The sequence below is a fragment of the Pseudoclavibacter sp. CFCC 13611 genome, from assembly GCF_008831225.1.
Classification (GTDB): domain Bacteria; phylum Actinomycetota; class Actinomycetes; order Actinomycetales; family Microbacteriaceae; genus Pseudoclavibacter_A.
The window spans coordinates 493,161-505,512 of the sequence record NZ_WBKE01000002.1; the positions used below are offsets into that span (position 1 = coordinate 493,161).

The 12,352-nt window shown below is 64.9% G+C and carries 10 protein-coding genes and 1 tRNA gene; 9 read left to right on the plus strand and 2 right to left on the minus strand.

Annotated elements, in window-relative coordinates:
- Positions 1 to 135: 135 nt before the first annotated feature.
- A tRNA-Val gene (locus F8O08_RS06535) sits at positions 136 to 209 on the minus strand.
- 150 nt (positions 210 to 359) lie between these two features.
- Here F8O08_RS06535 and thrS point away from each other — a divergent pair.
- The 9 genes from thrS to F8O08_RS06580 all read left to right on the plus strand — a co-directional run bounded on the left by thrS (position 360) and on the right by F8O08_RS06580 (position 11,674).
- Complete coding sequence (thrS, locus tag F8O08_RS06540) at positions 360 to 2,462, plus strand: threonine--tRNA ligase (protein WP_158038097.1); 2,103 nt, start codon at positions 360 to 362, stop codon at positions 2,460 to 2,462.
- 144 nt (positions 2,463 to 2,606) lie between these two features.
- Positions 2,607 to 3,368, plus strand: a complete 762-nt coding sequence (locus tag F8O08_RS06545) for a YebC/PmpR family DNA-binding transcriptional regulator (RefSeq protein ID WP_158031599.1) — start codon at positions 2,607 to 2,609, stop codon at positions 3,366 to 3,368.
- A gap of 1 nt (position 3,369) precedes the next feature.
- Positions 3,370 to 3,990, plus strand: coding sequence for a crossover junction endodeoxyribonuclease RuvC (gene ruvC, locus F8O08_RS06550; RefSeq protein ID WP_158038096.1), 621 nt, complete (start codon positions 3,370 to 3,372; stop codon positions 3,988 to 3,990).
- A complete protein-coding gene (gene ruvA, locus F8O08_RS06555; protein ID WP_158031597.1) occupies positions 3,987 to 4,574 on the plus strand; it encodes a Holliday junction branch migration protein RuvA in 588 nt (195 codons plus the stop codon). Before ruvC ends, ruvA begins: the two co-directional genes overlap by 4 nt.
- Positions 4,571 to 5,683, plus strand: a complete 1,113-nt coding sequence (gene ruvB / locus F8O08_RS06560) for a Holliday junction branch migration DNA helicase RuvB (RefSeq protein WP_158038095.1) — start codon at positions 4,571 to 4,573, stop codon at positions 5,681 to 5,683. Before ruvA ends, ruvB begins: the two co-directional genes overlap by 4 nt.
- A gap of 78 nt (positions 5,684 to 5,761) precedes the next feature.
- On the plus strand, positions 5,762 to 6,208 hold the full coding sequence (gene yajC / locus F8O08_RS06565; protein ID WP_192496880.1) for a preprotein translocase subunit YajC: 447 nt from the start codon (positions 5,762 to 5,764) through the stop codon (positions 6,206 to 6,208).
- A gap of 161 nt (positions 6,209 to 6,369) precedes the next feature.
- A complete protein-coding gene (gene secD / locus F8O08_RS06570) occupies positions 6,370 to 8,292 on the plus strand; it encodes a protein translocase subunit SecD (protein ID WP_158042887.1) in 1,923 nt (640 codons plus the stop codon).
- Positions 8,292 to 9,359: a protein translocase subunit SecF gene (secF, locus tag F8O08_RS06575; protein WP_158038092.1), complete on the plus strand. Its 1,068-nt coding sequence runs from the start codon at positions 8,292 to 8,294 to the stop codon at positions 9,357 to 9,359. The genes secD and secF overlap by 1 nt, the downstream gene beginning before the upstream one ends.
- A gap of 44 nt (positions 9,360 to 9,403) precedes the next feature.
- Entirely contained in the window at positions 9,404 to 11,674 is a 2,271-nt protein-coding gene (locus tag F8O08_RS06580) for a RelA/SpoT family protein (RefSeq protein ID WP_158031592.1), read from the plus strand.
- On the opposite strand, the gene F8O08_RS06585 is transcribed toward F8O08_RS06580, so the two are convergent.
- Positions 11,664 to 12,278, minus strand: a complete 615-nt coding sequence (locus F8O08_RS06585) for a hypothetical protein (RefSeq protein ID WP_158038091.1) — start codon at positions 12,276 to 12,278, stop codon at positions 11,664 to 11,666. The genes F8O08_RS06580 and F8O08_RS06585 overlap by 11 nt on opposite strands.
- Between the last annotated feature and the right edge of the window lie 74 nt (positions 12,279 to 12,352).

Genomic DNA, 12,352 nt, shown 5'->3' on the forward strand with positions numbered 1-12,352 from the left:
GCATGCTGTGACCCTCGTGTCTGGCCGTGCGCCTCAGCGGCTCTTCGACACCGCCACTCACCTGCGCGCTGAGCAATGAGACGAGAAAAGCCCCGGACACCACGCGATCCGCGTGGCTCCGGGGCTTTCTGCCTGTGGGCGATACTGGACTCGAACCAGCGACCTCTTCCGTGTGAAGGAAGCGCGCTAACCAACTGCGCCAATCGCCCAAACGACTGCTGCCTTTCAGGCAACTCGACAAGTATAGCGTACTTTTCCAAGGCTGCGCACACCCTGCGGTAGGATAGTCAGGTCAACAGCAATCACCCACGCGCGGACCGCTTCGTATCGGTCGGCGCGGCCATGCTCAAGGAGCTCCGGTGTCGTCACCCATCACCATCACTGTCAACGGCGAGCACAGAGAGGTGGCAGCTGGAACGACCGGCACCGACCTCTTCGCCGACCACCGCGACGTCGTCGCCCAGCGAGTCGACGGAGAGCTTCGCGATCTTGCCGGTACCGTCGCCGAAGGCGAGACCGTCGAGCCGGTGACGATCGACAGCGAGGACGGGCTCAACATCCTGCGTCACTCGACGACGCACGTGCTGGCGCAGGCTGTTCAGCAGGTTCGCCCCGATGCGAAGCTGGGAATCGGCCCGTTCATCACCGATGGCTTCTACTATGACTTCGACGTCGAGGAGCCCTTCACTCCCGAAGATCTCAAACAGATCAAGAAGGTGATGCAGCGCATCGTCAAGCAGGGGCAGCGCTTCGTGCGTCGTCCCATCTCAGAGGCCGACGCCCGCGTCGAAGAGGCGAACGAGCCGTACAAACTCGAGCTGATCGGTCTCAAGGGCAACGCCGGTGACGACGAAGAGTCGGTCGAGGTCGGCGGCAGCGGCCTGACGATGTACGACAACGTCGACCCGAAGAGCGGTGAGACGATCTGGTGCGACCTGTGCCGCGGACCGCACCTGCCGAACACCCGTCTGATCGGCAACGGCTTCGACCTGCTGCGCACCGCAGCGGCCTACTGGCGCGGCGATCAGGCGAACGCGCAGCTGCAGCGCATCTACGGCACGGCCTGGCCGACCAAAGAGGAGCTCAAGGCCTACGAGCACCGCCTCGCTGAGGCGGCGAAGCGCGACCACCGCAAGCTCGGCGTCGAGCTCGATCTGTTCAGCTTTCCCGACGAGATCGGCTCCGGCCTTCCGGTCTTCCACCCGAAGGGCGGCATCATCCGCAAGGTGATGGAAGACTACTCGCGTCAGCGTCACGAAGAGGCCGGGTATCAGTTCGTCTACACCCCGCACATCACGAAATCACACCTGTACGAGGTGAGCGGTCACCTCGACTGGTACAGCGACGGCATGTTCCCACCCCTGCACGTCGACGAAGAGCTCGATGCAGAGGGAAACGTCAGGCGTCAGGGGCAGGACTACTACCTGAAGCCCATGAACTGCCCGATGCACAACCTCATCTACTCGAGCAAGGCGCACAGCTACCGTGACCTGCCACTGCGACTCTTCGAGTTCGGCACCGTCTACCGGTACGAGAAGAGCGGCGTCATCCACGGTCTGACTCGTGCCCGCGGGTTCACCCAGGACGACGCGCACATCTACACCACGCGCGAGCAGATGAAAGACGAGCTCACCAGCGTGCTGCAGTTCGTGCTCGACCTGCTGAAAGACTACGGTCTCGACGACTTCTACCTGGAGCTCTCGACGAAGGATCCGAAGAAGTACGTCGGAGACGATGCGGTCTGGGAAGAGGCGACCCGCACACTCCGAGAGGTCGCCGAGGCGAGCGGTCTCGAACTTGTGCCCGATCCAGAGGGCGCCGCATTCTACGGTCCCAAGATCTCGGTGCAGGCGCGCGACGCCATCGGCCGAACCTGGCAGATGAGCACGCTGCAGCTCGACTTCAACCTGCCTGAGCGGTTCGGCCTCGAGTACACCGCACCCGATGGCACGCTGCAGCGCCCAGTGATGATTCACCGCGCGCTCTTCGGATCGATCGAGCGCTTCTTCGGCGTGCTCACCGAGCACTACGCCGGCGCGTTCCCGCTGTGGCTCGCCCCCGAGCAGGTCGTCGGCATTCCGGTGGCCGACGAGTACGCACCGTATCTCGAGGATGTCGCCGCGCAGCTGCGTGCCGTCGGGCTGCGTGCCAGCGTCGACACGTCGGATGACCGCATGCCCAAGAAGATCCGTACGCACTCGAAGCAGAAGGTTCCGGTCATGCTCATCGCAGGCGAGGACGACCGTTCTTCGGGCACGGTGAGCTTCCGCTTCCGTGACGGCTCGCAGTGCAACGGTGTGCCCGTCGCCGAGGCGATCACCTGGCTGCGCGGGCTCGCCGACGCCAGGGTGCAGGTCAGCAGCGCGGTGGATGCCACGTCCGCTTCCGGCGTCGAGGCGCCGGCCGTCGCACTGGCCGAAGTGGCAGCACAGCAGGCGAAGGCCGCTGCTGCGGCCGAGTAGCGATTCGCGTCGGGCCGACACCGCACGCTGCTGCGGCGCACGGCATCCGTCAACGGTCACCGGTCGAGTCGGCTCAGCGGGCCACCGGAGACCGAACCGTCATCACGAGTAAGATTCATCGAGAGACTACGAACAAGGAGTCACATGTCAGGCCACTCCAAATGGGCGACCACGAAGCACAAGAAGGCCGCGATCGACGCGAAGCGCGCCAAGGCCTTCGCGAAGTACATCAAGGGCATCGAGGTGGCCGCACGCCTGGGCGGCGGCGACCCTGAGGGCAACCCGACCCTCTTCGACGCCATTCAGAAGGCGAAGAAGAACTCGGTTCCGGCCGACAACATCACCCGCGCCGTCAAGCGTGGTTCGGGCGAGGTCGACGGCGGTGCGAAGTACGAGACCATCATGTACGAGGCGTATGCTCCGGGCGGCGTCGCGCTGCTGGTCGAGTGCCTCACCGACAACAAGAACCGCGCAGCGGCCGACGTGCGCACCGCGCTGACCCGCAACGGCGGCACGCTGGCCGATCCGGGATCGGTTGCGTACAACTTCAGCCGCAAGGGTGTCGTCACCGTAGCCAAGGCTGACGGGGTCACCGAGGACTCCATCCTCGAGGCGGTGCTCGACGCAGGAGCCGAAGAGGTGATCGACAACGGCGACAGCTTCCGCGTGATCAGCGAGCCCAACGACCTGGTGGCCGTTCGACAGGCCCTGGTCGGTGCGAACATCGACTACGACTCTGCAGAGAACGAGTTCGTCGCCGGTCTGCAGATCGATGTCGACATCGACACGGCGCGCAAGCTGTTCCGCATCATCGATTCGCTCGAAGACAGCGACGACGTGCAGAACGTGTTCGGCAACTTCGACGTGAGCGACGAGATCGTCGAGACGCTGGCCGAAGAAGACTGACATGTCGGTCATCCTGGGCATCGACCCCGGCCTGACCCGCTGTGGGTTCGGAGTCGTGGAGTCGCACCCGGGACGCCGCGTCGCTCTGGTCGACGTGGGTGTGATCCGTTCCGACCCAGCCGCCGACATCGCGGTTCGCGTGCATCGGATCTCACATGAGGTCGAACGGCTGATGCGGCGGCATCGGCCTCGAGCCGTGTCGGTCGAACGCGTCTTCGCTCAGCAGAACCTGCCGTCGGTGATGGGCGTCGCGCACATCATCGGCGCAGTGATGCATCTCGCAGGCGAAGCCGACATACCGCTGGTGCTGCACACTCCCAGTGAGGTGAAAGCTGCGGTCACCGGCAGCGGACGAGCTGACAAGTCGCAGGTGCAGCACATGGTCGCGAGGCTGCTGGGCATCGACCACGTCGACGGACCGCCCGATGCCGCCGATGCCCTGGCCGTGGCGATCTGTGAATCGTTCAAGCCGACTGCGAGCGACACGAAGGCCGTCGCGCCGGCAGGCGAGACTGCGGCGCAGCGGCAGTGGCGGCTGGGTCGCGAACGCGGCCAGCTGAATTCCAAACGCACAGCAGGCGATGCGGCGAAGACGGGGCAGTGGAAGATGAGGCGAGGATGATCGGATCTCTGAGGGGCACCGTCGTCAGCGCCGGCGCCGACCAGCTGCTGATCGACGTCAACGGCGTGGGATACCTGGTGTCGGTGACGGCAGAACAGGCTCGGAGCCTGCGCGAGGGCAGTGAGGTGAGCGTGCTCACCGTCATGATCGTGCGCGAGGACGCCGTGACGCTGTTCGGTTTTCGCACTCCCGAGGAGAAAGGCCTCTTCGACGTTCTGCGCACCGTGAGCGGTGTGGGGCCGAAGCTGGCTCTCGCCGTGCTGAGCGGTCTCTCTCCGCAGCGAATCGCTCAGGCGGTGGCCGACGAAGATGCGAAGACGTTCCAGACCATTTCAGGCATCGGCGCGAAGACCGCGAAGCTGATCACTGTGCAGCTTGCCGGCCGCATCGCACCACCGGCGCCTGCGCAGCAGACGTCCACGGCATCCGCCGCCGTCTCGGTCAACGTGGTCGCCGCTCTGGTCGGACTCGGCTGGGCCGAGCGTGACGCGCAGGAGGCCGTCGCGCGAGCCGTCGAAGTGGGGGCCAAAGGCGATGACGCACTGCTGCGAGCTGCGCTCGCCCTGCTCGGGGGTGCCCGATGAGTTCGAGGCGCCGTCCAGGATCGTCGGCGGGCGACGAGACCCCGCACGGCGAAGCGCCTGCGCCTCTTGAGAGCGTCGTCTCGCCGACGCCGCTCGACGACCGGGACTCGGCCAATGACGTCGCCTTCCGGCCGCAGCATCTCGATGAGTTCGTCGGTCAGCGCCGAGTGCGCGAGCAGCTCGATCTGGTGCTGCAGGCCGCCAGAGTGCGAGAGCGGGCAGCCGACCACATTCTGCTGGCGGGACCTCCCGGCCTCGGCAAGACGACTCTGGCGATGATCGTCGCGCATGACCTCGGGCGGCCGCTGCGCCTGACGAGTGGTCCGACGATCACCCATGCCGGCGATCTCGCCGCCATCCTCAGCTCGCTCACCGAGGGCGAAGTTCTCTTCATCGACGAGATCCATCGCATCGCGAAGCCGGCGGCAGAGATGCTCTACCTCGCGATGGAGGACTTCCGCGTCGACGTCATGGTGGGCAAAGGGCCGGGTGCGACGTCTATTCCGCTCGAATTGGCGCCGTTCACGCTGGTCGGTGCGACGACGCGCGCGGGTGCTCTGCCCGCGCCGCTGCGCGACCGGTTCGGGTTCACTGCGAACATGGAGTTCTATCCGCCTCATGAACTCGCACAGCTGCTGCATCGAACCGCGGGTCTGCTCGAGATCGAACTGAGCGAAGACGCCATCATCGAGATCGCCTCTCGGTCACGGGGGACGCCTCGCATCGCGAACCGGCTGCTGCGCCGTGTTCGCGACTACCTCATCGTGCACCCCGACGAGGATCCTCTGCAGGCGGTCTCGTCGACGCTGTCGCTCTACGAAGTGGACGAGCTCGGCCTCGATCGGCTCGACCGAGACGTGCTCGGCGTGCTGATTCGACAGTTCGCCGGGGGACCGGTCGGGCTCGGCCCGTTGGCTATGAGTGTCGGCGAGGAGACCGACACCTTGGAGTCAGTCGTCGAACCGTATCTGGTGCGCAGCGGTCTCGTCCTGCGCACCCCACGGGGCCGTGTCGCATCGCGAGACGCCTGGCTGCATCTGGGCCTCATTCCGCCGAAGGCGAAACTCTCTTCCGCAGAGAACGCACAGCCCACGCTCTTGGACGATTAGGGTAGCCTAGTTTCTTGGATCGGGACGTCTGTGCGTGCCCGATGACCGCAACCGACGATGAGAGTGGAGTTATATTCCATGGATCCAATGCTTCTGATTCTGCTGGCGGTGTTCGTCGTGCTGATCTTCGTGACGTTCCGCAACAACAAGAAACGACAGCGGGAGGCGCAGCAGACCCAGGACAAAGCCGTCGTCGGCGCCCAGGTCATGACCAGCTTCGGGCTGTTCGGAACGATCCGCGACATCGACGAGGCGAACAACACCGTGACCCTCGAGTCGACGCCGGGAACCTTCGTGCGCGTGCACCGTCAGACGATCACCAAGATCGAGACGTCTCCCGTCGACGATTCCCCGGCCGCCGCCGTGACGAGCGACTCGACCCCGGCTGCTGAGCCGCTCACCGACGAGGACGGTTCGCCGAAGTACGGCCTGCGCAGCGATGAGGACTCAAATCCCGAGTGGACAAATCCGAATCCGAGCGCCGATGCGTCGTCGCAGAATGACGACAAGCCCAAGAACAACTAGATGACATGTGAATGAGCCGATGTCCGCGTGCATCGGCTCATTCGCATGAGTGGTCCGATCTCGTCGAGACGAGACGGCCACGCAGCCGGGGGGAACGACCGCTCGGTTCGGTGCGCTGACCGGCAGGTCATGTGCTCTTGACGACGAGGAAGAACGACACAGTGGCAGCAAGCGGTCCGGTGCGACAGGCACGCAAGTCTCTGATCTGGCTCGGGGTGGTGATCGTCGCACTCGCGGCGACCCTGGGCGGCGGCATCCTTTGGGGCGGAGCCTCGGCGACGCCGAAGCTGGCGCTCGATCTGCAGGGCGGCACGGAGATCGTGCTCGCCGCAGAGACCGAGGACGGCAGCGACCCAAGCGCCGACCAGATGAAACAGGCGCAGAGCATCATGCGCCAGCGTGTCGACGCGGGTGGTGTCTCCGAAGCCGAGATCACGACGCAGGGCGGCCGCAACATCGTCATCAGTCTTCCCGGAGACCCCACCGACGAGCAGCTGCAGCGCATCCGCTCGTCTGCGAAGCTGGAGTTTCGTCGAGTCTGGCGCTCCGCTGCCGCCACCTCGACGACGCCGACGACGCCGGGTGTCACTGAGAAGCTGCCCACGCTCGACGGCGAGGACCCCACCGAGAACGCCGCTCGCACGAAGGCGTCGAACGACATCATCTCGCAGTTCGACGCCTACAGCTGCGTGGTTCCTGCAGACGGGTCGACTCCAGACGCCGGAGACGACGCCGCATCGCAGCAGCAGTACAAGATGGCCGACCCCGTGCCGAACCGTGCCTCGGTCGAAGCCGACGGCACCAGCGTCAACAGCGCCGACCTGCCGAAGATCGCCTGCAGCGCGAACGGCGAGAAGCTGCTGCTGGCTCCCGTCGACCGTCAGGATGACAAGGCCGACGGAGCACTGCTCGACGGCGAACAGCTGAGCGACGCCAAGGCGGGCCAGCAGGCCGGTCAGAACGGCACCGTCACCAACAACTGGGTCGTGAACATCGAATTCAACGATGTCGGCACCGAGATGTTCCACAAGGTCACGAGCGACCTCACCAGCCAGACCGAGCCGGCCAACCGCTTCGCTGTCGTGCTCGACGGACAGGTCATCGTGGCACCCACCTCGAATGCGATCATCACCGACGGCCGCGCGCAGATCAGCGGGCAGTTCACCCAGGAGAGCTCGCAGACGCTTGCGGATCAGCTCAAGTACGGTGCACTGCCGATCAGCTTCGATGTGCAGAGCCAGAACAAGATCACTCCGACACTCGGATCTCAGCAGCTGGTCTACGGCCTCATCGCCGGTGCGATCGGTCTGCTGGCCGTCGTCGTGTACTCGCTCTTCCAGTATCGTGCCCTCGGCCTGGTCACCATCGTGTCACTGGTGCTCGCTTCGGGCATCACCTATCTGCTCGTCACGCTGATGTCGTGGACAGAAGGGTACCGGCTGTCGCTGGCCGGCATCGCCGGCCTGATCGTGGCGATCGGCATCACGGCTGACTCGTTCATCGTGTACTTCGAACGAATACGCGACGAGCTCAGAGACGGGTCGACGCTCATCCCCGCCGTCGAGGTGGGCTGGAAGCGTGCGCTGCGCACGATTCTGGCCTCGGACATGGTGAACTTCCTCGCGGCCGTCGTGCTCTATGTGCTCGCCGTGGGCGGTGTGCAGGGCTTCGCCTTCACCTTGGGGCTCACCACCATCGTCGACCTCGTGGTGGTCATGCTCTTCACCCACCCGATGATGCAGCTGCTTGCGACCACACGGTTCTTCGGCGAAGGTCATCACTTCTCGGGACTGAACCCGCAGATGCTCGGCAACGCCTATCGCGGACGCCTGAACCTGGACTTCGCCGCTCGGGCGGCAGAATCCGCCGAACCAGGCAGTCGCAAAGCGAAGAAGTCGCGCCGGGCTGCCGGCGAGGCCGAACGCCGCCTGACCATCGCCGAGCGCAAGGCGCGCGCTGCAGGCTTCGAACCGCATCCGCATGACGCCGTCGACGCAGCCGAGGCCGCCTCGACGAACGACGCACAGAAAGACGCTGCCCAGACAGACTCGGCAGCCGATGAGAAGAAGGGGGAGCAGCGCTGATGGCCGCCTTCTCGCAGTTGGGCTTCGACCTGCACTCAGGCAAGCGTTCAGTCAATTTCATCGGTCGCTGGAAGGTGTGGTACCTGATCGCAGCCGTGCTCATCCTGCTCTCGGTGATCCTTCCGATCGCCCGGGGCGGGTTCAACCTCGGCATCGAGTTCCGCGGAGGCAGTGAGTTCCGCGTGACGCACGTTGTTGATCCGCAGGAGCAGCCGGCGCGTGACGCCGTCGAATCGGTGCTGCAGAACAGCGAGGTCGAGCCGCGCATCGCCGTGATCGGCGATGACACCATTCGTGTGCAGACGTACCAGGTCAGCGAAGACGAGTCGAAGCAGATCTCGTCGGCTCTGGCCCAGACCTATCAGGTGCCCGGGGACGACGTGGCCGTGTCCTACATCAATCCGAGCTGGGGTGCGGATGTCGGAGCGCAGGCGCTGCGCGGTCTGATCATCTTCCTCGTTCTGGCCTCGGTGCTGATGGCGATCTACTTCCGAACCTGGAAGATGTCGCTCGCGGCGATGCTGAGCCTCTTCCATGACCTCGTGGTCACCGCTGGCATCTACGGTGCGGTCGGCATCGAGGTCACCCCCTCGGCGATGATCGGCTTTCTGACGATTCTCGGCTACTCGCTGTACGACACCGTCGTGGTCTTCGACAAGATTCGTGAGAACACGCGCGGCTTCGAAGAGCAGAAGACGCGAACATTCGGAGAACTGGTCAACCTCGCCGTCAACCAGACGCTGATTCGTTCGATCAACACCACGGTCGTGGCGCTGCTGCCGGTGGCATCCATCCTGTTCATCGGCGGGCTGCTCGGCGCGGGCACCCTGCGTGACATCTCGACGGCGCTCTTCATCGGCATCCTGGTCGGGGCGTACTCGACGATCTTCCTGGCTGCGCCCACGTATGCACTGCTGCGCAGCAGAGAGTCGAAGATCGTCACGCATGACGGAGTGGTCGCCGAGCATCGTGCCGAACTCGAGGCTGCGGGATCGACACAGGGCGAGGCCACAGAGTCGATGGCGGGCGATGCGACGTCTGCGGGCGAACCGAGTAATCTGAAGTAGTCATCAGGAGCACTACCGCGCACGACCGAGCAGGGGGCGACACCATGCCTGAGCCACAGCAGCAGTCAACACCGTCAGCCCCACGGCGTCTCGGTCTGCCGCGTCTCTTCCAGCGCCCGGCGACAGGTCTTGACGCACAGGTCTCGCAACTGGTGCAGACGGTTCGGCACCATCACCCGAAAGAAGACCTCGCACTGATCAGGCGGGCGTATCTGACGGCCTATGCCGCCCATGACGGGCAGCTGCGTCAGAGCGGCGAACCGTACATCACCCACCCGATCGCGGTGGCACAGATTCTGGCCGATCTGGGCGTATCAGCCCAAGTCGTGGCGGCTGCGCTGCTGCATGACACCGTCGAAGACACCGACTATACGCTCGACCAGCTCACCGCCGACTACGGGGCCGAGATCGCCATGCTGGTCGACGGTGTCACGAAGCTCGACAAAGTGAAGTACGGGGTGAACGCCCAGGCTGAGACCGTTCGCAAGATGGTCGTCGCGATGGCTCGCGACGTGCGAGTGATCGTGATCAAGCTGGCCGACCGGCTGCACAACGCACGGACGTGGGGCTTCGTGCCGCCGGAGAAAGCGGCGCGCAAGGCCAAAGAGACGCTTGAGATCTATGCGCCGCTCGCTCATCGTTTGGGCCTGAGCGCCCTGCAGCACGAGCTCGAAGACCGTTCGTTCAAAGCGCTGTACCCGAAGGTCTACGACGAGATCGTGCGTCTGGTCAAAGAGCGCACGCCGGCGCGCGAGTCGTACGTCAAGCGCGTGATCTCGATGGTGGACGACGATCTTCGTCGGCAGCGGATCAAGGCCGAGGTCGTCGGACGGTCGAAAGACTACTATTCCGTCTACCAGAAGATGGTGGTTCGCGGCCGTGAGTTCGACGAGATCTACGACCTCGTGGGCATTCGCATCCTGGTGAACTCGATCCGAGACTGCTACGCCGCTCTCGGTGCCATTCACGCCCGATGGAGCCCGATTCCCGGGCGCTTCAAAGACTACATCGCGATCCCGAAGTTCAACCTGTACCAGTCGCTGCACACGTCGGTGATCGGTCCGGACGGACGCCCCGTCGAGATTCAGATTCGCACCTACGAGATGCATCAGCGCGCCGAGTACGGTGTCGCTGCGCACTGGCTCTATAAGGCCAGCGGGGCGAAGCCGGTGATGAACCAGACCGCCGAGCAGGGCATCAACCAGGAGCTGGTCTGGCTGCAGCATCTTTCCGACTGGCAGTCCGAGACCAAAGACCCGGGGGAGTTCCTGGACTCGCTGCGGTTCGAGATCGGCGCCAAAGAGGTCTACGTCTTCACCCCGCAGGGGAAGGTCGTCGGTCTGCCCGGCGGTGCCACGCCGATCGACTTCGCGTACGCGGTGCACACCGAGGTCGGTCACCGCGCGATGGGAGCGAAGGTGAACGGGCGTCTGGTGCCGCTTGACACCAGACTGGCCAGCGGCGAAGTCGTCGAGATCCTGACTTCTCGTTCTGCGGACGCCGGGCCGAGCAAAGACTGGCTCTCGTTCGTGACGAGCCCGAGAGCCCGTGCGAAGATTCGCCAGTGGTTCAGCAAGGAGCGCCGCGACGAGTCGATCGAGGCCGGCAAAGAGGCCCTGCAGCGGGCGCTGCGCAAGAATCGGGTGCCGCTGCGCGTCATCGGCGATCAGCAGGCGTTCACACGGGTGGCGTCAGGTCTGGGGTACCCCAACATCGGGGCGCTGTACGCGGCGCTCGGCGAGGGACACGTCTCGACTCAATCGGTCATCGAGCGCATCGAACTCGACGAATTCGATGAGACGACCAGCGAACTGCCGATCATGGCGCATCCGCATCCGACGACGCATCAGCGCGCGGCCACCAGCGACTCCGGGGTCTTGGTGCGCGGCCAGTCGGGCGTCATGGTCAAGCTGGCGAAATGCTGCACTCCGGTGCCCGGCGACGACATCGTGGGCTTCATCACCCGCGGCGCAGGCGTCTCAGTGCACCGAGCCGACTGCCGCAACGTGGCCGATCTGAACGAGAACCAGCATGATCGAATGGTCGAGGTCTCTTGGGCGCCGACGCATAAGAGCGTGTTCCTGGTGAACATCCAAGTCGAGGCCCTCGACCGCTCCGGCCTGCTCTCCGATGTCACTCGGGTGCTCTCAGAACATCACGTGAACATCCTCTCAGCCTCCGTCAAGACCTCTGACGACCGTCTGGCGCTCTCTCGGTTCGTCTTCGAGATGGGCGACACCGTGCATCTCGATCGCATCCTGAACGCCGTGCGACGCATCGACGCCGTCTACGACGTCTACCGCGTCAACGGCTGAGCGCGAGCGCCTGCTGCAGCGCGCGTCGCGCCTGCGCGGAGTGCTGCGTCTGATCGCCGGCGGGCAGCAAGGGCAGCGCCCGTTCGACCGCGCGGCGGTGCTGCGCTGCGAGGTCGGCCAGCAGCACACAGTCATCAGGATGCTCGAGCGTCATGGCGAGGTCTCTCGCGGTGCGCGTCGGGCCGGTGACACGAGCGCGGTCGAGAGCGTCGACGTGCGAGTGCTGCAGCCGCATATGGCGAATTCTGCAGATCACTCCGGCGCCGAGGGCGTCGCGACGGATGTCCCAGCGTCGACCGGGAGCCGTCATCGCCTCATAGAACGGGCGGCGACGTGACCCTGTCCAGACCCAGGCAGCGGTTCGTCCGGCCCAGACGAGTGGCTCGGGCAGCTTCGGCAGGGAGGCGGCCCGTGCTCGGGGAGTGCTGGCTGCAAACCACGGGAGGTGAACGCCGCCGAGATCATTCAGCAGGCCGTCAAGAGTGAGCCGGCGGCGCTCTTCTGGTGAGAAGAACGCCGCCAGAGCGGAGCATTCGGGGCTCAGTGCGTGAGCGGATGATCGGGTGCCCTGAGCTCGCAGGCCGTTCGCCTCTGTCTGGTCCATGAGGCCAGTCGATCACGAGTGTTGGCGAAGCACACGGGTCAACGCAACGCTGTGTACAGAAAGACCCGGCGGAT